Annotated in this window: 18 protein-coding genes; 12 read left to right on the forward strand and 6 right to left on the reverse strand. The window is 43.4% G+C overall.

What is annotated here, in order from left to right:
* Positions 1-30: 30 nt before the first annotated feature.
* The 4 genes from ABTQ23_RS04525 to ABTQ23_RS04540 are packed head-to-tail and all read right to left on the reverse strand — an operon-like array spanning position 31 to position 5,776.
* Positions 31-1,506, reverse strand: coding sequence for a mannitol dehydrogenase family protein (locus tag ABTQ23_RS04525; RefSeq protein ID WP_408614440.1), 1,476 nt, complete (start codon positions 1,504-1,506; stop codon positions 31-33).
* Positions 1,506-3,908: a glycoside hydrolase family 31 protein gene (locus ABTQ23_RS04530; RefSeq protein ID WP_408614441.1), complete on the reverse strand. Its 2,403-nt coding sequence runs from the start codon at positions 3,906-3,908 to the stop codon at positions 1,506-1,508. Before ABTQ23_RS04530 ends, ABTQ23_RS04525 begins: the two co-directional genes overlap by 1 nt.
* Positions 3,909-3,923: 15 nt before the next feature.
* A complete protein-coding gene (locus ABTQ23_RS04535; RefSeq protein WP_408614442.1) occupies positions 3,924-5,225 on the reverse strand; it encodes a TRAP transporter large permease in 1,302 nt (433 codons plus the stop codon).
* Positions 5,226-5,236: 11 nt separating this feature from the next.
* Complete coding sequence (locus ABTQ23_RS04540) at positions 5,237-5,776, reverse strand: TRAP transporter small permease (RefSeq protein WP_408614443.1); 540 nt, start codon at positions 5,774-5,776, stop codon at positions 5,237-5,239.
* Positions 5,777-6,113: 337 nt separating this feature from the next.
* Between ABTQ23_RS04540 and ABTQ23_RS04545 the strand changes: the two genes are divergently transcribed.
* From ABTQ23_RS04545 to uxuA, 3 genes are all read left to right on the forward strand, one after another.
* Entirely contained in the window at positions 6,114-7,097 is a 984-nt protein-coding gene (locus tag ABTQ23_RS04545) for a TRAP transporter substrate-binding protein (RefSeq protein ID WP_408614444.1), read from the forward strand.
* Between the two features lie 78 nt (positions 7,098-7,175).
* Positions 7,176-7,946: an FCD domain-containing protein gene (locus ABTQ23_RS04550; RefSeq protein WP_408614445.1), complete on the forward strand. Its 771-nt coding sequence runs from the start codon at positions 7,176-7,178 to the stop codon at positions 7,944-7,946.
* Between the two features lie 24 nt (positions 7,947-7,970).
* The gene (gene uxuA / locus ABTQ23_RS04555) at positions 7,971-9,149 is read left to right on the forward strand and encodes a mannonate dehydratase (RefSeq protein WP_408614446.1); all 1,179 of its coding nucleotides are present in this window, start codon (positions 7,971-7,973) and stop codon (positions 9,147-9,149) included.
* Positions 9,150-9,209: 60 nt separating this feature from the next.
* On the opposite strand, the gene ABTQ23_RS04560 is transcribed toward uxuA, so the two are convergent.
* On the reverse strand, positions 9,210-10,751 hold the full coding sequence (locus ABTQ23_RS04560) for a carboxylesterase/lipase family protein (protein WP_408614447.1): 1,542 nt from the start codon (positions 10,749-10,751) through the stop codon (positions 9,210-9,212).
* Between the two features lie 277 nt (positions 10,752-11,028).
* Between ABTQ23_RS04560 and ABTQ23_RS04565 the strand changes: the two genes are divergently transcribed.
* Both ABTQ23_RS04565 and ABTQ23_RS04570 read left to right on the forward strand, forming a co-directional pair.
* Positions 11,029-11,979: a substrate-binding domain-containing protein gene (locus tag ABTQ23_RS04565; protein WP_408614448.1), complete on the forward strand. Its 951-nt coding sequence runs from the start codon at positions 11,029-11,031 to the stop codon at positions 11,977-11,979.
* 30 nt (positions 11,980-12,009) lie between these two features.
* On the forward strand, positions 12,010-13,998 hold the full coding sequence (locus tag ABTQ23_RS04570) for a HAMP domain-containing methyl-accepting chemotaxis protein (RefSeq protein ID WP_408614449.1): 1,989 nt from the start codon (positions 12,010-12,012) through the stop codon (positions 13,996-13,998).
* 52 nt (positions 13,999-14,050) lie between these two features.
* Here the strand turns inward: ABTQ23_RS04570 and ABTQ23_RS04575 are convergent, their stop codons facing one another.
* Entirely contained in the window at positions 14,051-14,617 is a 567-nt protein-coding gene (locus ABTQ23_RS04575) for an REP-associated tyrosine transposase (RefSeq protein WP_408614450.1), read from the reverse strand.
* A gap of 639 nt (positions 14,618-15,256) precedes the next feature.
* Between ABTQ23_RS04575 and ABTQ23_RS04580 the strand changes: the two genes are divergently transcribed.
* From ABTQ23_RS04580 to ABTQ23_RS04610, 7 genes are all read left to right on the forward strand, one after another.
* The gene (locus tag ABTQ23_RS04580; protein ID WP_408614451.1) at positions 15,257-15,619 is read left to right on the forward strand and encodes an ArsC family reductase; all 363 of its coding nucleotides are present in this window, start codon (positions 15,257-15,259) and stop codon (positions 15,617-15,619) included.
* 10 nt (positions 15,620-15,629) lie between these two features.
* Complete coding sequence (gene dapE, locus ABTQ23_RS04585) at positions 15,630-16,763, forward strand: succinyl-diaminopimelate desuccinylase (RefSeq protein WP_408614452.1); 1,134 nt, start codon at positions 15,630-15,632, stop codon at positions 16,761-16,763.
* The gene (locus tag ABTQ23_RS04590; RefSeq protein ID WP_408614453.1) at positions 16,760-17,434 is read left to right on the forward strand and encodes a M15 family metallopeptidase; all 675 of its coding nucleotides are present in this window, start codon (positions 16,760-16,762) and stop codon (positions 17,432-17,434) included. Before dapE ends, ABTQ23_RS04590 begins: the two co-directional genes overlap by 4 nt.
* Positions 17,431-18,144 carry an HI_1241 family integral membrane domain gene (locus ABTQ23_RS04595; RefSeq protein ID WP_408614454.1) on the forward strand — a complete coding sequence of 238 codons (714 nt, stop codon included), beginning with the start codon at positions 17,431-17,433 and terminating at the stop codon, positions 18,142-18,144. The genes ABTQ23_RS04590 and ABTQ23_RS04595 overlap by 4 nt, the downstream gene beginning before the upstream one ends.
* Before the next feature lie 40 nt (positions 18,145-18,184).
* Positions 18,185-18,361, forward strand: a complete 177-nt coding sequence (locus ABTQ23_RS04600) for a hypothetical protein (protein WP_408614455.1) — start codon at positions 18,185-18,187, stop codon at positions 18,359-18,361.
* A gap of 3 nt (positions 18,362-18,364) precedes the next feature.
* The gene (gene fur, locus ABTQ23_RS04605; protein WP_408614456.1) at positions 18,365-18,796 is read left to right on the forward strand and encodes a ferric iron uptake transcriptional regulator; all 432 of its coding nucleotides are present in this window, start codon (positions 18,365-18,367) and stop codon (positions 18,794-18,796) included.
* Between the two features lie 219 nt (positions 18,797-19,015).
* On the forward strand, positions 19,016-19,477 hold the full coding sequence (locus ABTQ23_RS04610; protein WP_408614457.1) for a MarR family winged helix-turn-helix transcriptional regulator: 462 nt from the start codon (positions 19,016-19,018) through the stop codon (positions 19,475-19,477).

Consider the following 19,477-nt stretch of genomic DNA (forward strand, 5'->3'; position numbering starts at 1 on the left):
GTCAGCCTTTGTTGATTTAATTAAGCGTAACTAAAGTGCTTTAACCAATTGTGCAACGGCGCCTTTGGCTCCTAATTCAAGCAAGTTCTGATAGGCCATCTCAATTGCGCTCACAAACGTTTTATTTGTCGCGAGCTCTTTCGGGAAGATGGCATCAACACTGAGCAATTGGCTGACAACCGCGACATTTAATCCAGCTTTATCGCAAATTGCTCGAAGCTCAGCCGCCATTGGGTCTGCCACTTCAATCGGTTGGTCTTTTTCATCAACCCCAGCGACATAGCGCATCCAACCTGCGATAGCCAAAGCTAAACAAGGGAAAGCTTGACCTTTAGCTAAATGAAATTGAGCAGATTTAAGCATCCGTTGTGGCAGTTTTTTACTGCCGTCCATAGCAATCTGCCAAGTCCGATGATGCAGGTTCGGGTTTTCAAAACGCTCTAACAAAGAATCGGCATAGGCATTTAAATCAACGCTTTGAACACTAAGTGTTGGCACCTGTTCATTCAGCATCAGTGCTTTTGCAGCTTTGCGATAATCATCATTCGCAACGCTTTGGGCAATAGTTTCGTAACCGCCTAAATAACCCAGATACGCCAAGAATGAGTGGCTACCATTAAGCATTCGAAGTTTCATCTCTTCAAATGGCACCACATCCTCAACCAACTGTGCACCAACATTTTCCCATGCCGGGCGACCCGCCACAAAATGATCTTCTACCACCCACTGACGAAATGGTTCGCAGACAATGCTACATGGATCATTGAGGCCATCTAAAAGATCGGTCACTTGTTGATATGAATCATCTGTCATTGCAGGCACAATGCGATCGACCATCGTGCATGGGAAAGTGACATTTTTCTCAATCCAAGTTGCCAAGTCAGCATCAATCACTTTGGCATAATCCAATACGACCTGCGCGACCACTTCACCATTGCCTTGAATGTTATCGCAAGACATCACAGTAAATGGTTTGAGACCAGCATCTTTGCGCATTTTAAGCGCTTTAACGATATAACCAATCGCTGATTGAGGTTGATCAGGCGTTGCTAAATCGTGAGCAATCAAACTATTGTTCTGATCAAGATGGCCACTGGCATCGGCGCAATAACCTTTTTCAGTAATCGTCATTGAAACAATAGCGACTTCTTCGCTGGCTAATTTATTTAATACCGCATCAATGCCATCCAGGGATGGGTGCAGCGATTCACAAACCGAACCACTGATGCGAGCTTGCGTTTCATGGGCGCCTTTTTCAACCACAGTGTAAAGATGGTCTTGAGCGCGCAACTTTTTAATCTGGTCTTCGCCACCAATCAGGTTAATTTCACATAATCCCCAATCAGTAGTTTCTTGATTGGCTAAATCACTCATGAACAGTCCCTGATGGGCACGGTGAAAAGCACCAAAGCCAAGGTGAACCCATTTAGGTTTTAACTGAGAGCGATCATAACTTGGGCGTTTCACGCCATCGGGTAATTCCGCATTTGCAATGGTTTCTTGCATTAATTTAGCTCCTGTTGAAGAGATGACAACGCGATTGCATCATCAACATGGTAAAGAGATTGGTTGATATAAACAGGGCGATGTTCCCCTGCTGGCAACATCAGTTCAATCGATTGGTAAGCAGGTTTAAACTGCCCAGTAGTTTTAATTGTAAGTTCAATTTTATCGAGGCTACTTTGCATATCGATGTGCAATTCAAGAAAATCGCCATCTTGGTAAGCAAAGCTTTGCCCATCATCATCAAATATCTCGCTCTGAGATTGGCCGCATCCTTGGTGAGGGAACACAGCCAACACACGCCGATTTTCTAACTCACTCGCAAATCGGTGGCTTTCAGGGCTTTGTGCAATGACCGAGCCGGCGCGAGCTAAAAGCGGTAATGTTTCAAGCGGTGCAGCAACGCTAATACTCTGGCCACCGCTGTACCATTGGCCAGTATAAAAGTCATACCAACCATCGGCATCAGCTGGCAAATAAACACTGCGCTGGCGCTGATTTGGCTCAACCACAGAGGCCACTAACAAAGAGCTGCCCAGCAGAAAGTCGTCATTTTCAGCAAAAGTGTGTTCATCAAATTCATAATTATAGAAAGTCGGACGGATCATCGGTTCATCATAACGATGTGCCCGCCAGAGCAAATTATAAAAGTACGGAGCTAAACGATATCGCAGCTCAATCGCACGGCGGATAATCGGAGTCACTTCTGGATACATCCAAGGTTCATTCACAGTGCCATCATCATTCCAAGAATGGATGGTAAAGCGCGGGTGCATCACACCATTTTGTACCCAACGAGCAAACAGTTCTGGGTCTGGTTTATCGCCAGCGAAACCGCCAACATCATGGCCGATGTTATAAAGGCCTGACAAGCTCATGCCCAGTCCCATTTTGATGTTATAACGCAGTGATTCCCAGTGAGTTAAGTTATCGCCACTCCAAGTTTGCACATAGCGGTTCATCCCAGGACAACCAGAGCGAGAAATCAAATAGGGGCGCAGTTTTGGATTAAACTGCTGCTGCGCTTCATAAGAAGAGCGCATCATTAAAAGTGGCAGCAAAGGCCGAATTAAACCGATCGGCAACGATTTGCCAAAGCCATAACAACGCGCCCCACTATCCCAAATTTCAAACTCGTTATTATCGTTCCAAGTTGAATCAATCCCCTTCTCTAAAAGCTGCTGCGTCACCTGTTGCTGCCACCAGCTCACGGTAGCTGGATTGGTAAAATCAAGGTGCGAGCCAAACGCATCCCAGAACATTGACTGTTCCGGCTCATCGCTTTCAGAGTCTTGAATAAACAACCCCTGCTCTTTTACCTGCTGGTACATGGGGTGGTCATTAAGCAGGCATGGCTTAATATTGGCAGCCAATTGCATATGCGCTTTGTGAAAATGTGCTGACATGCCTTCAGGGTCCGGCACTTTGTCGTAGTTCCAGTTAAACACATAACGTTTGTCGCCAATGGAAGTGTAACCAGAGGACAATTGAAATGAGTCGCATGGAATTTGATAATCGCGGCAATGATCAATAAAACCTTCGAGCTGTTCTTGCGCATTATCAGCATCGGTATAACGCATCGTTGAGCCGCTATAACCCAAACTCCATTTCGGACCAAATGCCGTTCCACCAGTCATGTGAGTGTATTGTTCGGTAACACTGGCAATGGTTGGGCCATATATAAAGTAGTAATCAAGCTCACCATCTTCAGCACGATAGCCGGAGAATTGGGCATGATAATTGTCTTTTTCATTGCCTAAATCGAACCAGCAACTAGCTAAGTTATCGTAAAATAATCCGAAACTTTGTCCCGCAGGCGTGCGAGTAATATAAAACGGAATATGTTTGTATAACGGGTCGGTCGTTTTAGCGCTATAACCCATCGCATCAAGGTTACGCATTTCAAAGCGACGGCCACAGCGGTTGAGCTCGCCGGCTTTTTCACCCAAGCCATAATAGCGAACATCTTTTTCGCGGTTGACGAAATGAGCCACTTGATGACTGCTCACGCCCAGCTGATACGCACTCGTTTTGCGATCACATAATAGTGGTTGCCACTGGCCAGTTGCCTCATCTTTACTTTCCCAGTTGAGATAAAGTGGCTGATGAACGCTTAAACGCAGGCAGCTAGTTTGAATAACTAACGTATCTTCCTGCATTTGGCAGCTAAAATCAGGCAGCGAAAAGCCTTCACAATCAAACCGGTCTCGCCCAGAAAATGGGACATCCTGATTCGGTGCAATACTCCAAGTCGAAGGCATCTGAATTTCATTATTTTTAGTCAGCCAGACTCGAATAATATTTTCTTCTAACACGAACAGGTGCATGACATGTTTGCCATCACAGACCAGTTGAATATGATTATCTTGTTGTTGGCTCAACTGCCAGTTTTTAATTGTTTTCATCAAAAATCCCCGAAATTAATAACCTAATAACTCATGCGGTAAAAACAGACTGATTTGCGGTATAAACGTTACTAACATCAATGCCACCACTAACACCGCATAAAAAGGCAACATCGGTTTAATGACTTTATCAATGGCAACTTTACTAACAGAACAACCGATGAACAGCGCACTGCCAACTGGAGGAGTACAGATACCGATACATAGGTTAAATGTCATGATAATGCCAAAGTGAACCGGATCGATACCAATGTCACTGGCAATTGGTAAGAAAATAGGCGTAAAGATTAATAGCGCTGGAGTCATATCCATAAAGACGCCCACAACTAACAAGATGATGTTAATCATGAACATAATAACCAATGGGTTTTGCGAAACTGCATTTAAAGCATCGCTAATCATGTATGGGATATCGCCATTAGCCATCGCCCAAGACATCCCCATCGAGGTACCAACCAGCAACAATACGATTGAAGTGGTGACCGCTGACTCAAGGATAATTTTAGGCAAGTCGCAAATTTTCACTTCCCGATAGATCCCCACCGCCAAAATTAAGGTGTAAACCACAGCAACTGCCGATGCTTCTGTTGCGGTAAAAATCCCAGCAATAATCCCACCAATAATGATGAAAATTAAAAACAGCGAAGGCACAGCATCCAATGTGCAATGGATAAACATCGCAACGGTTGGCTTTTCAGAAACTGGATAACCACGGCGTTTGGCGAGGTAACCTGCCATGAGCATCAAACTGCCACCCATTAAAATCCCTGGCAGATAGCCGGCTAAAAACAGCGCAGCAATCGAAGTCCCGCCGGAGACCAGTGAATACACAATAAATGTATTACTAGGTGGGATCAGCAACCCAGTTGGGCAAGAAGCAATATTAACCGCCGCTGAAAACGACTCATCATAGCCTTCCTTTTTCTGAATTGGAGCCATCGTGCCGCCCACAGCAGCAGCTGCCGCAACTGCCGAGCCAGAAATAGAACCAAACATCATATTGGCCAATACATTGCAATGAGCCAGAGAGCCAGGTAAGCGCCCTCCTAAAACCTTGGCAAAGTTAATCAGCCGCAGCGCAATTCCTCCTTGGTTCATAATGTTGCCAGCCAAAATGAAAAACGGAATTGCGAGCAAAGAGAAGCTGTCTAATCCGGAAGCCATTTTTTGGGAAACCACCGTAATGGCCGGATCGAGTGGAAGAGATAATAAAATTGTCGCCAAAGATGACAACCCGATTGCATAAGAGACTGGAATACCAATCACCAGCATCACAGCAAAACTGCCGAATAATGTTAAAATAACCTGCCAATCCATGAGCGCCACCTTTAGTTTTTATCGAGAACGTTTGAATGATGTTTTGTACTTTCAATGTTCTTTGCCGGAGCGAACAACACTTGAAGTTTTTCGTAACCAAAAACAATGCTGTAAAAAATCATCATGACGCCACTAAATGGAATAGCCAGATAGACATATCCCATCTGAACTCCCAGAGCAGGAGATACCTGTCCAGTCTGCAATGTTCTTAGCATTAAACCACCACCGCCATAGACCATGACCAGCGCACAAAAAACTGCAATAGCAATTTGGATGACCAATTGCGAAAAAGCTTTACGCCGTCCTTGCAACTTCATCGTTAATAAATCAATCGCCAGATGACGCTGTTTACCTGTGGTATAGGCCGCTCCAATTAAGCCAACCCATATGAAAAGAAAACGTGCTAATTCGTCCGTAAACGTGCTTGGCGTTCCCAAAACATATCGAGAGAAAACCTGCCAGCACACGCACACCACTAATAAACACGAAATGAGTACTGTCAAAAATGCCAACAATTTATCGACAGTTTTGACTAATCTATCTTTCAACATATCTCAACCCACTCGCCCAAAAAGGTTAACCAAATCTGATAAAAAATAATCAGATACTTCTTTCGAGCTAGACGGTATGAAATTGTTCAACAGATTTAAGTGATTGAAGTCACAATTACTTTCATATTGGTTTAACGATTTCTCAATAATGAGCTGTAGATCCAACTATACAATAATATTGGTTGACTGGTTAACCAATTTCTACATAGCATTTGCTTGCGGTCAATAAAAGAGATGATACTCACGCGGCTAGCCGAATCGGATGTCGGCTTAGTACAAGTGATGATATGGCTAAGGCCATGGTCGAACTTAAAAATTACAAAGATAGGATACCTGTATGACTACGCAAAAACTGATGTTTAAACTGCTCACAGCGACAGCACTCATTGGATTATCAACCTCCAGCTATGCCATTACTCTCAAGCTCAGTCATAACCAAAACCGAACCCATCCAGTGCATAAAGCAATGCTGTATATGGCCAAAGAAGCGGCTAAATATTCCGATGGAGACTTAAAAATTCGCGTTTATCCTAATGCTCAACTGGGCACTCAGCGTGAATCATTAGAACTGGTACAAAACGGCGCGTTAGCCATGGCTAAATCAAATGCAGCGGAGCTTGAGTCATTTGATAAAGAATATAAAGCATTCAGTATGCCGTATCTGTTTAAAAACCGAGAACAGTTCTATAAAGTGCTACAGAGTGAAATTGGTCAGCAGATTTTGCAGTCATCTAAAGCGCAAGGATTTATCGGGCTTACTTATTATGATGCAGGTTCACGTAGTTTTTATGCGAAAAAACCAATTAACAGCCCAGCGGATCTGAAAGGCATGAAAATTCGCGTTCAGCCAAGTCCAACCGCAGTAAGGATGATTCAGCTGTTAGGCGGCAATCCAACCCCACTAGCCTTTGGTGAGCTCTATACCGCACTGCAACAAGGGGTTGTCGATGCGGCAGAAAACAACGTAACGGCATTGACGATTAGCCGTCATGGCGAAGTTGCTAAATACTATAGTATGGATCAACACGCGATGATTCCAGATGTGTTAGTTATCTCAACGAAAGTGTGGAATAAGCTGCCCCCTAAAGATCAAAAAGCACTGAAAAAAGCGGCGGATGAATCCATGCTAAAAATGAAAGACTTATGGGCAAAAGAAGCGCAGAAAGCCATCGACAAAGCAAAAAGTTCAATGGGTGTTAAATTTATCAAAGTTGATAAAGCCCCGTTTAAACAGGCAGTTCAACCAATGTACCAAGAACTTAAACAAAATGATCCACAGCTGTATAAATTGGTTGACCAAATAGAGCAATCTCAGCAATAATTATTCTTAATGTATGTTGTGCAGCCATTTTGTCCGTATGGGTTTCGCACAAACCAACAGGATAGAAGACAGGTTAATATGTTACCCAAAGAACCAAAACGACAATATCAGACAATTGGTCTGAAACTGCACAGCTTAATTGCACAAGGAACCTACGAGGTAGGCGAGCGCCTACCTCCAGAGCGGGAAATAGCGCTCTTATACGGCGTCAATCGGGCGGTTGTTCGTGAAGCTCTGATTATGCTAGAGCTTGAAGAATTAATTGAAATTCGCAAGGGTTCAGGAATTTATGTTATCGCCAAACCAGAACCTCAAGATCAACAGCAAGACAGTTTAGACAATCAATCAAAAACAGATGATATCGGGCCTTTTGAATATCTTCAGGCTCGTCAGTTATTTGAAAGTCAACTGGCTGAACTGGCAGCTCTGCAGGTCACCAAAAACGATATCAAAGCGATGAATCAGGCTCTGATAAGCGAACAACAGGCTCTTGCCAGTGGTGATAGTAGTTATGATGGCGATAAAAGTTTCCATCTAGCCATTGCCAAAGCCACACAGAATAGTCTTCTTGAAGATATGCTTGAAGCTTTATGGGTACGCCGGGTTAATAGTCCAATGTGGAAGAAATTACATAGCCACATTATTAACCAAAGTTATCGACAAGAATGGCTGGGCGATCATCAGAAAATTTTAACAGCTATCAAGATGAAGAACCCGCAGGAAGCCAAAGAAGCGATGTGGCAGCATATAGAAAACGTCAAACAACGGTTATTTGAACTGTCCGATGTCAATGACCCCGAATTTGACGGCTACTTGTTTGATTCCGCCCCATTAAAAGTGCAGCAGTAAAAAATAACCAACAGAGAGATTTTTATGGAACATACATGGCGCTGGTACGGGCCTAACGACCCAGTAACTTTAAGCGATATTAAACAGACAGGAGCCACCGGGATCGTGAATGCATTGCACCATATTCCCAATGGTGAAGTATGGAGCGTTGAAGAGATTGAAAAACGCAAAGCCCTGATAGAAGAAGCAGGTTTAACTTGGTCTGTGGTTGAAAGTGTCCCGGTACACGAAGAAATTAAAACCCATACAGGCAACTATCAAACTTGGATTGATAACTATAAACAAAGCCTTGTTAACTTAGCCAAATGTGGCATCGATACCGTTTGCTATAACTTTATGCCAGTGCTGGACTGGACTCGTACTGATTTGGCTTACCGTCTGCCAGATGGCTCTTGTGCTCTGCGTTTTGATCAGATTGCTTTCGCTGCATTTGAAATGCATATCTTAAAACGCCCAGGTGCCCAAGCTGATTACAGCGAATCAGAACAAGCTCAGGCCAAAACCTATTTTGAAAACATGAGCCAAGCGGACATCGATAAACTCACCGCGAATATTATCGCTGGTTTACCGGGCGCAGAAGAAGGCTATACGCTTGAAGAGTTTCAAAAACAACTAGACCGCTATAAAGATATCGATAAACAGGCGCTTCGCGAAAACATGCGCGACTTTTTATCCCAACTAATGCCTGTGTGTGAACAATATGGTTTGAAACTGGCCGTTCACCCAGACGATCCACCACGCCCTATTTTAGGCTTGCCGCGCATCGTCTCTACTATCGAAGATATGCAGTGGCTAACTGAAGCGGTTCCAAGTTTAAGCAATGGCTTTACCATGTGTACCGGTTCATACGGCGTGCGTGCTGATAATGATTTAGTAAATATGATCAATAAATTTTCTGATCGCATCTACTTTATTCATTTACGCTCAACCCAACGCGAAGAAAATCCGAAAAGCTTCCATGAAGCATCGCATTTAGAAGGTGACGTCAACATGATTGGTGTCATGAGCGCGCTGCTCAAAGAGGAAAAACGTCGCGATCAAACCGGTGATACTCGACTGATTCCAATGCGCCCAGATCATGGCCATCAAATGCTTGATGACCTAAATAAACAAACAAACCCTGGTTATTCATGTATTGGTCGCATGAAAGGGCTTGCAGAGCTCAGCGGTATGGAACTGGCTCTTAAACAGTTAATGGATTAATAGCAGTATTTGTAAAGGTAAAAGCGCGGCCTATTGCATCACAATAGGCCGCTTTTTTATCTATTTAGCGAGTGTTTCAACCATATCTAACTGCGCGTGTTGCGGGTCTTTTTGCGCATGACTTTTTAGAGCGCCATCAGGGGAAAACCACATCAGCTCATCAGATTTAGCTTTATATTTAGGCCAATTAGCTAACGACTGACCATTCGGATTCCCTGTTTTAGCAAAATTCACCCAATATTGATGAATCAAATCTGCCATTTTCTGATCGCGTTGTGTCACATTGTGGCCGTATGTTGCGCTCAGCGTTTTAAACACATACGGGACTTCTGAGGCGTGTTTGGCCCCTTGCCATTGCCCTTTTCGAGCATCCGCGACATAACCAAAACGATATTCCCACACCGGCACATTTTGGCGAGCAAATTCGCGAGCCACAAATCGAGCTGGCTCAATCATTTTCTTTTGCCGGGCGATTAATGATGCAAGCGCTGCAGTACCTTTAACATCACGATAGGCTTTTGCAGCAGCAGGTTGATGTTGACCAAACATTGCCAGTAATTCATCGCGATTTTGATAGTGATATCGGTCAAAGCCAAAATCATCGTCATTTGCACCAACAAGCAGTGGCACATGTGCAAAATCACCACTTTGATAAGCCTGTTCAGGGTTTTCGCTAATCACATGGCCATCCATCATTGGCCCTGAATAAGTTTGACGTTGCGCGCCCATATTCCACAAATTAAGACTGCCAGCAATCTCTTTACCTGGCAGTGCGCGAAGTTTTGCCAGCGCTTTGTCACCGGTTAAATCAATCCCGAGCTCTTTAGCAAATTGGACGCCGGTTTGCTGCGCCTTATCCCAAGGATAATCGCCGTTCATTTGGTAGCGCCCGCCACCGGATTCAATAATGGCTTTATTAAATAAATTACGGCTGTAGTGGCTGGTTAGAAGCGCATGAATCGAATAGCCACCTGCAGACTCTCCGACCACAGTGACATTATTTGGATCGCCGCCAAAGGAGATAATATTATCTTGGATCCAGCGCAGCGCTTTAATCTGATCCATTAGTCCATAGTTTCCGCGAAACAAGTTTTTCGACAACCCCGGATGGGCAAAAAAGCCCAACCGCCCGAGCCGATAATTAAAGCTCACAAAAATAACACCACTTTTAGCAAATGCTTGGCCTTTATAAACTGGTGATGCGCTACCGCCATTGACAAAACCACCACCATGGATCCAAACCATCACTGGCAAACGGCCATTACCACGACTCGGTCGCCAAACATTCAGTGTCAGACAATTTTCGCTGTAATCATTCGGCAATGGTGCTGCACTTGCCTTAATCGGCGTTTGCAAACAACTCGGACCAAACGCAGTGGCTTTTTTAATTCCTTGCCAAGATTTAGCAGACAATGGCCGCTGCCAACGCAGTTGACCAAGAGGAGGCTTGGCATAAGGTATGCCCAAAAATGAATCGATGCCGTTATCTTGAAGGCCTTCAACTCGCCCAGAATGTAGCTGAACAATCGGAGCAGCTATCACCCGACATCCCAAGCTAAGAGTGACTAACGAAAAAGTAAGCAACCACTTACATGGTTTCATAAAAACTCCTCTGATGACAGGATAGAGTCAAATCATCATGGTTAACTAAAAAATAACACGCTCTTTTACAACTCATTCTATTGCACCAAACCTAAAGTTTTAGTGAATCAAACGGTCACGCTCACAAAGCCAATTAAGCAATTGTGAATAAAACAAGCAGATTGAAAGATATCAACTATATTTCTAATTGATTAATGATTAATCATAAAAAGCAATGATTAAAACCGGTCGAGGCTGTGAAAAAACTAAAGCCCTAGTTTGAGTCTGGAGTATACCGATGCAAGTACCCTATATAACAGCAATAAAAAAGCAACTAATCGCAAGTTTATGTCTGGCGCTATTATGGTCTGTTTCAACAACCAGTTGGGCAAGATTCATTGCCGTAGCGGGCAACTATAATGATACCTTTCAGAACATAATCTTATCAAACTTGGAACATAAAGCCGACTCGCAAGGCGATGATACTTACATCGATTTTGCTGGGAACGACCCAGCTCGCCAGCTGGAGCAAATCAAGCTTTATATGAAACAAAAACCGGATGCACTGATTGTTATCCCGGCCACCAGCAACGAAGAACACAATAAAGCAATTCTACAACTGGCTGGCAATATTCCGGTTGTCTTTATTAACTCAGAACCATTTGCTGACCTGAATAAATTGCCACAAAACTCCGTCTATGTTGGCTCAAATGAGCTTGAATCCGGCACCATGGAGATGGAAGAGCTCGCGCGTTTAGCCGGCTATAAAGGCAAAGTAGCACTGCTTATCGGAGCTACCTCCCATCCTGCGGCTCAAAAGAGAACTCAGGATGTCAAAGACGTGCTGGCAAAATATCCAAATATGAAACTTGTTGCCAGCCAAGTCGCTAACTGGTCACGCAATGAAGCATACAGCGTCACCAAAAAATGGCTTTCAGAAAAGCTCGATTTTAACATTCTCGTGGCGAATAACGACGAGATGATTATCGGTGCAATTTTAGCGTTTCAAGATGCCGGAATTGACCCCAAACCGTATCTATTAGGTGGCATTGACGCCACCCCTGATGCTTTGCAACAAATGCAAGAAGGTAATTTAGACGTCACTGTTTTACAAGATGCTAAAGGCCAAGGAACAGCAGCGCTGGATGTTGCAGACCAATTATTAAAGGGGCAAAAATTGCCGCCCGTACACTGGGTTGCATTTAAATTAATCACCCCCGAAAACTATCAACAGTTGATGAGTAAATAATATCAGGATAAAAGGAACAGGAGCCAGACTATGTCATTTACCTTAGTACAGCGCATTATCGGCGGCTTTATTTTATTACTGATAGCATTACTCGTATCAGTGGTAGTCAACTATAGCTCAGTCAACCAAATCGCTGGAAATTTCAGCGAAATTTCAAATAAAACGATTCCGCTGTCAAATATCGCCAATGACACGAAAATCACCTTATTGCAGCAAAACCAAAATTTGCTGATGGTATTTAATGCTGAAAAACCAGACGCAATCGATGTCTTTCAAAAAGACTTTGAACAATCAGATCAAAAAGTCAGCGACTTACTTAGCAAAATTCCGCAACCTATCATTGATGCCAATAAAGAGTTATCAGAAAAAGTCTCGGCAATTAAAACAACCCGAAAAGACTATGCGGATATCGGCAAACAATTAATGGCAATTCATAAACAAGGGCTGACTAATCAAGAAACCATTAATATCCAGTTAAACCGTATGAGCCGCTTAGAACGGCGCTTAAACTATTATTTGGCTAAATATACTGAAGCTCGTTACTCCGACACTAATTTTCAAATCATAATCAAAGGGTTAGATAGAGAAACCAAAGGCGTTATCAATGCATTTAATAACTACTTGGTTGATAAAAACTTTACCACCTTACAAAAAGCGCTTTCAGGGATGGATGCGATTATTCCAAAACGCTTAGCTTCAATTCAAGAGTTTGACGTTAACCGTGGCAAAGTGTTCAGCATTATGCTCAATCCACTGATTGAGCAACTCACTGCTAAAGATGGCCTCTATCAGCTATATATGGCAAACGACAAATTGGATCAACAAGAAGACCAACTGTTACAAAAATCCAATACTTTGGTTACGGCACTACTTGCTGATGCCAATGCCTTTGTTGAGCAAGCCAACCAGATGGTATTAAGTGCCCAAAACAACACGAATGCCCGAATTAGTTTAATTAAACAATCAATTATCATCATCAGTGCCATATCCTTGGCGATCGCAATTATTGTCCCGCTTTGGATCTCAGGTACGATTCGCAGCTCCATTAAGAAATTCCGCCAAGCACTTTTAACCATGACCGAAGGTGATTTGCGTGTGCAATTTGACCAATCAGGACGTGATGAATTTGCCGAATTGGGCGGCTATCTGAATCAGTTAACGCAGAACCTGCGGAAAACCTTTATCGAATTAAGTCGCGGCTCAGATAAGCTCAGCGAAGTATCCAATCGCAACGCCAGTATCAGTGATGAGACCACGCAAGCGGTTGACCATCAGCGTTACCTACTCTCTTCTACTGCATCAGCGATGACTGAGATGGAAAGCTCTGTTGCAGAAGTTGCTCAGCGAGCTCAAGACACCATGATGGCAGCTGAACAAGCTGGCAACCAGATGGAAGATGTGAGTAAACGAATCAAACAAGCGATTAGTAATATTCGAGCACAAGCTGCAGATATTGAGAACGCATCGAAAACAACTCTTGAGCTTAATGATTACGGCAAAAAAATCGATTCAATTATTGAAACGATTCAAAACATCGCCGAACAAACGAACTTGCTGGCATTGAACGCTGCCATTGAAGCGGCGCGTGCTGGTGAACAAGGCCGTGGTTTTGCGGTAGTTGCCGATGAAGTCCGCTCACTTGCAAGCCGAACCAAAAATTCAACTGAAGAAATTCAGAATATGATTGAGCTGATGCAAAAACTCATTCAAGCCGTGGTAGATGTCATTGAAGTCAACGTTAGTAAAAATGCATCGAATATTGAGGTGGCAGAATCAGCGGACCAAGGCTTGAATTCAATGAATGATTCAATTCGCCAGATTGTTGAGATGAATATTCAGATTGCCACCGCAACTGAAGAGCAAAGCACTACCGCCAAAGATATTAGTGCCAGTGTGGTTAACATTAGTGATGCGGCTGAGCAAACAGCCAAAGGAGCTGAAGATAATGCCCAAACGAGCCAATCACTAAGCCAGCAGGCGGACCAACAACGAAAACTTGTCAACCGCTTCCAACTTTAAGCAAAACTATCGGCCTCGGTGTGCAAAGCACCGGGGCATTTAGGCTCGCTCGTTAATAATTAGGGTTAAATCGCCACAGCGAAAAATCAGGCATAATCTCGACATGACGCGGCTCAGCTTGAGCACTGTTCGGCCAGTCAGACTCCAATATTCCCTCTTGCACATATTGATGAAAGCTCGAATACTGCCAGCTTTTAACATCATTCACTAACCCTAAGCGCACGGGGGCATAATGAAGTTGATCAATACAGTGCTGCCACTGGAGCGAATCATTCATTAACGAACATTCAAACCCATCTTGCCAAACACTTTGTAACTGCTTGGGGTTAAAACTTCGAATCGCGCAAATATTGCTGAGATGATTACTAAATTGACGCTTAAGCATCCGCACAAAAGAGCTATGACGATCATCATCGAAAGGAAATAGAATCATCATCTGTAACTGATTCGGCAAAACGACCATCGCTTGCATGATCCCAGGATGGCGACATAACGAATCAGTAACCGATTTTTCGAGTAGTTTAATATTGTCCAAAAAATAACTGCGAGAACAATCGACTTGCCTTAAAGATAACCAATAGCAACCATTAGGCTGATAAGCGCGCCGATAAGAAACCATAACAACTGTCCTTGTTCTTTTACAACAGACCTCAAAAGAATATCGAGTAAATACGAATTCTAACGAATGGATTAAAAATCTCTGTAGATACGGCTAGTTATATTAACAAGTTTATCACTAACGTAAAATAGCCCGAAATAACTAACCCTTTAAGCTTAATGCGCAATTGATAATACCCTTTTCAAGCAACAAACGCGACTCTACTTATGGACAAAAACCACACGACCCCAAGTATAACAATATAGCTCAGGTTGCAGGGGCTGTTGAGCTTTTGTGATTATTTTTGCAGCCATCTGCGGCGGGATTTAGGCAAGGCAAACGTTTTGCAGTGTAGTTATTCTCCATAAAGAGAACGTTTAACGCTGAATAAATCAGCCTCAGATGCTGCCCTTCGGGTTCATTTAAACGCATCCTGAACTTTGTTGCACCCTACTTGCTTAACTCATTAAGCGACGCAGGTCGCGCCTCGTTCAATATGCGTTTAATTTGAACAAAACTCAACCACCAAAGATCAACAGCCCCTGAATTAAAAGCCCTCATTCATTAAAATTTATCCAGTTAACTAAACGAGTTCATCCCAAGACTACCCGTTCATAATTGTCGCTGGTATGCTTAGGGCAACTTAAAGGAGCTTTTTTTATGAATCAATCAGATGTCATCATGTATGGTATCCCTAACTGCGATACAATCAAAAAGGCCCGCCGTTGGCTTGATGAGCACCACATAACTTATCAATTTCATGATTATCGTAAAGATGGTTTGAGCCGCGAGATGCTTGAGCAATTCGAACAGCAATTAGGCTGGCAAGCACTGGTGAATAAACGCGGAACAACCTATCGAAAACTCAGTGATGAGCAAAAAAATACCCTTGATAAAGAATCAGCCATCACATTGTTACTTGAACAACCAGCTATGATTAAACGGCCATTACTGATAAGTAACGACCAATATTTATTAGGCTTTAAAGACACCAGTTACACAGAATTTTTTTCAAAGAATTAAGGATAATTGCATGACTGAACCCAACGTGGTCGAACTGGCATTTGATCTCATTAGTCGCCAATCGGTTACCCCTGAAGATTGCGGCTGCCAAACGATGATGGCAGAGCGACTTCAAGCGCATGATTTTCATATTGAACCGATGATCTTTGCCGACACCACCAACTTATGGGCTCGTCGCGGTAGCGAAGGACCGTTATTTTGTTTTGCTGGGCACACCGATGTCGTCCCTAGCGGCCCCGTAGATGCTTGGCACACGCCACCATTTGAACCAACCATCATTGATGGTTATCTACATGGTCGGGGAGCTGCCGATATGAAAGGCTCACTGGCAGCAATGCTTAGCGCAACGCAGCGGTTTGTCAGTGATTATCCAAATCATCGTGGCTCAATCGCTTTTTTAATCACCTCTGATGAAGAAGGCCCGTTTATCAATGGCACCACCAAAGTGGTTGATACTTTGATGGCTCGTAACGAGCTCATCGACTACTGTTTAGTGGGTGAGCCCTCTTCCACCCAAAAGGTTGGAGATGTCGTTAAAAATGGTCGGCGCGGCTCACTTACCGGAGATCTTCGCGTTCAAGGAATTCAAGGACACGTTGCCTATCCGCACTTAGGCGAAAACCCAGTGCATAAAGCCGCCCCAGCGCTGGCTGAGCTCACCCAAATAGAATGGGATAAAGGCAATGAGTTTTTCCCGCCAACGAGCTTTCAGATTGCCAATATTCAAGCCGGCACCGGAGCATCAAATGTCATCCCTGGCGAGCTTTATGTGCAATTTAACTTTCGTTATTCAACTGAAGTGACCGCCGAAGAGCTGGTTAAACGAGTCCATCATCTGCTCGATGCTCACGGCTTAAATTATCAATTAGATTGGACCTATAACGGCCAACCTTTTTTAACCGATAGTGGCTCACTGGTTAGCGCGGTAAGTAAAGCAATTTCAACAGTAGCAGGCATTGAACCGGCGCTATTAACTACTGGCGGAACATCAGATGGTCGCTTTATTGCCAAAATGGGTGGCGAAGTCATTGAGCTTGGGCCAGTTAACGCAACCATTCATAAGGTGAATGAATGCGTTAAAGTACATGACCTACAACAGCTTGAACAAATGTACTATCACACACTCAAAGAACTGCTGGCATGAACCAGTACCCGCTGCTGTACGGACAAGGTTATTTTGAACTCGAGCAAATCAGTCCCGGGCAGCGGCTCCATCCAGAAGCTGCTCAGGCATTTTTAACTATGTGTGCAACAGCCAAGCGAGATGGCATCTCGCTGACGGCATACAGTAGCTTTCGCAGCTTCCACACTCAATGCGTGATATGGAACGACAAATGGCAAGGCAAGCGAGCGATATTAGATTCAGCCAGTCAGCCGCTAGATATTACCAAGCTTAGTGATGAGCAAAAACTTTGGGCTATTTTGCGCTGGAGTGCGTTGCCTGGTACAAGCCGCCACCATTGGGGAAGTGATCTGGACTTTTTCTGTCCCGATTTGATTCAACAAGCTGAAAACTTTGCACTCGTTCCTGCTACTTATTTGCCGGGCGGCAGTCACTTTAGCGCTTATCAGTGGGTCGAAGAGCATGCTCTCGAGTTTGGCTTTTTCTTTCCCTATCGTGATGACTTAGGTGCAACGGCCCCTGAACCTTGGCATATTAGTTACCGGCCATTATCAGAACAGTTGCAAAATAAACATCAGCTCCATGAACTTACCCAAGTGATTCAAGATGCCCAAATAGCAGGCAAAACCACTATACTGAGTCATTTAGCTGATATTTATCAGCATTACTTCAAGCAGATAAATTATCTATGAGTACTTTATACCAATCTCTTGCCATCATTCTTGCGCCAACGGCTGCTTACAGTTTTTTATTACTCATGCTGGTGCACTACAAAGGGCAAATTTGCGCCGGACAACGCAGCCGCTTAAGTCAGCAATTTGCAACGTTATGGAGTTTATCGTCACTTGGATTAGTGAGTACACTCGTTGCCGAGCGTCATGCTTGGGTAATTATTACACTGCTTGGGTTAAGCGTCGTCATCGGCTGGATTTTAAGTATCCGCCAGCTGCGCTTAGCTGGCAAACGCACACTTGACTCCCGCATCTGGTGGCTAAGTGGCGCGCCTTTAATCCTTGCTTCACTGATTATCAGCATCACCCACCCTTATAGTATTTTGGCAATGCTATTAGCCGCTCTGGCCGTAACTCACTGGGTTATGGTAAAAGCCAAACATCGCTTGAGTGCTTTTGACAGAATTCTGCCAATCTGTGCCATCGCTGTATTAGCTTTGACAGTTTGTCTATGCGCGCTGCAAATTTACCAATATGGTGAGCAACCCCTGCTTGGCGAACTCACTCGTAAATTTATTCATTTGGTTGGTTTTTCCTTAGCTGGTATGCTGATCTGGTTATTACCGCTGTTAAAAGATATGGAACCGACAGCAGGGCAACTGGGCGCTACAAGCTTGAGCTTGATCATTGCCGGGATAGCCGTAACCGAATTACAGTTTCTATTACAATGACGTACAATGGTTCGTCGCCTCATCAGTTCGGGAGTAAGGCATGAAATTCTGGTGGATTATTGCCATCATTGTCTTTGTGATCGGGGTCTTTTTAAACACGATCAAAGATATGCGTCGAAGTACTGACGCTTATGCAAAACGACGAGCCAAGGAGTTGGCCGATTTAGAAGCAAAAGCCAAACAACATGATGATGACAATTCATCACCGAAGGAGTGACCCTTGAGTGAAACAGAATTGCTAATAAAAAAAGTTGGGCTGAAAGTCACCTCGGCCCGAGTTAAAATTTTAACGATGCTCGAATACGCAGAACCTCGCCATTTAAGTGCTGAAGATATCTATAAACAGCTCTTGGATGAAGGTGAAACACTAGGCTTGGCAACGGTATATCGCGTGTTGAACCAGTTTGCCGATTCAGGATTGGTAACTCGACATAACTTTGAAGGCAATAGTGCGATTTTTGAGCGTGCATCCAATCGCCATGATCATTTAATTTGTCAACGTTGCGGAAAAATCATTGAGTTTAATGACCCTGTCATTGATAAACGTCTTGAAGAGATAGCTCTGCAATATCACCTTAAACTCACCACCAAAGATCTTACATTATTTGGCATATGCCAATGTAAAGATAATGAATCCTCAGATATAAATTAATCGATAGAATCTATTCCGACCAAGGTTTTGCTCTTCTGGCAAAACCTGAATAAAAAATTCTTTTCCAAAAATCAAAAAAAATCAATTTAAATCATTAAGTTATATCTATTTTATAAAAATATTAGTTTATTTAAGAAAGTTTGCTTAGGCAACTAGTTGCTTTTTACCGACAATCTCAGTATATTTGTCAACAATATAGTTGCCCAGGCAAATATTGCTATGACATATTTCACATTAGACGACATCATGACGGGAGATTATCTTTCGATTGGACACTTAGTCCATCTGTTAAATCAGCTTAAAGATAGACTTCTCAACAAACACTTAGCACCTCTAGATATCACCTCGCAGCAATTTAAAGTGATGCTGTTGGTATATCGAGAGAAAATCCAACTTTGTAAAAATTTAAGCCAGGCATTGTGTATTGATGCTGGCGCTACAACGCGAATTTGTGATCGCTTGGAGAAAAAAGGATTACTGATCCGCGAAAGAGATGAACACGACCGCCGTCAGGTTCAACTCAAAATGACAGACAAAGGGCTCAATCTTTGTCAGGAATTTCCACAGCTTATCGTTAATGCGTTAAATGAGTTTACACAAGGACTAAGTGAAGACGAAATTACCACGCTGATGATGCTGATGACTAAATTACTTAAGGCCAATGGCGCGTTACCCAACTAA

This window comes from Celerinatantimonas sediminis, from assembly GCF_046054195.1.
GTDB lineage: Bacteria > Pseudomonadota > Gammaproteobacteria > Enterobacterales > Celerinatantimonadaceae > Celerinatantimonas.

Excerpts from the sequence above, each read along its gene's own strand:
- ABTQ23_RS04525 (WP_408614440.1), bottom strand. The coding sequence starts at position 1,506 with ATGCAAGAAACCATTGCAAATGCGGAATTACCCGATGGCGTGAAACGC.
- ABTQ23_RS04530 (WP_408614441.1), bottom strand. The coding sequence starts at position 3,908 with ATGAAAACAATTAAAAACTGGCAGTTGAGCCAACAACAAGATAATCAT.
- ABTQ23_RS04535 (WP_408614442.1), bottom strand. The coding sequence starts at position 5,225 with ATGGATTGGCAGGTTATTTTAACATTATTCGGCAGTTTTGCTGTGATG.
- ABTQ23_RS04540 (WP_408614443.1), bottom strand. The coding sequence starts at position 5,776 with ATGTTGAAAGATAGATTAGTCAAAACTGTCGATAAATTGTTGGCATTT.
- ABTQ23_RS04545 (WP_408614444.1), top strand. The coding sequence starts at position 6,114 with ATGACTACGCAAAAACTGATGTTTAAACTGCTCACAGCGACAGCACTC.
- ABTQ23_RS04550 (WP_408614445.1), top strand. The coding sequence starts at position 7,176 with ATGTTACCCAAAGAACCAAAACGACAATATCAGACAATTGGTCTGAAA.
- uxuA (WP_408614446.1), top strand. The coding sequence starts at position 7,971 with ATGGAACATACATGGCGCTGGTACGGGCCTAACGACCCAGTAACTTTA.
- ABTQ23_RS04560 (WP_408614447.1), bottom strand. The coding sequence starts at position 10,751 with ATGAAACCATGTAAGTGGTTGCTTACTTTTTCGTTAGTCACTCTTAGC.
- ABTQ23_RS04565 (WP_408614448.1), top strand. The coding sequence starts at position 11,029 with ATGCAAGTACCCTATATAACAGCAATAAAAAAGCAACTAATCGCAAGT.
- ABTQ23_RS04570 (WP_408614449.1), top strand. The coding sequence starts at position 12,010 with ATGTCATTTACCTTAGTACAGCGCATTATCGGCGGCTTTATTTTATTA.
- ABTQ23_RS04575 (WP_408614450.1), bottom strand. The coding sequence starts at position 14,617 with ATGGTTTCTTATCGGCGCGCTTATCAGCCTAATGGTTGCTATTGGTTA.
- ABTQ23_RS04580 (WP_408614451.1), top strand. The coding sequence starts at position 15,257 with ATGAATCAATCAGATGTCATCATGTATGGTATCCCTAACTGCGATACA.
- dapE (WP_408614452.1), top strand. The coding sequence starts at position 15,630 with ATGACTGAACCCAACGTGGTCGAACTGGCATTTGATCTCATTAGTCGC.
- ABTQ23_RS04590 (WP_408614453.1), top strand. The coding sequence starts at position 16,760 with ATGAACCAGTACCCGCTGCTGTACGGACAAGGTTATTTTGAACTCGAG.
- ABTQ23_RS04595 (WP_408614454.1), top strand. The coding sequence starts at position 17,431 with ATGAGTACTTTATACCAATCTCTTGCCATCATTCTTGCGCCAACGGCT.
- ABTQ23_RS04600 (WP_408614455.1), top strand. The coding sequence starts at position 18,185 with ATGAAATTCTGGTGGATTATTGCCATCATTGTCTTTGTGATCGGGGTC.
- ABTQ23_RS04610 (WP_408614457.1), top strand. The coding sequence starts at position 19,016 with ATGACATATTTCACATTAGACGACATCATGACGGGAGATTATCTTTCG.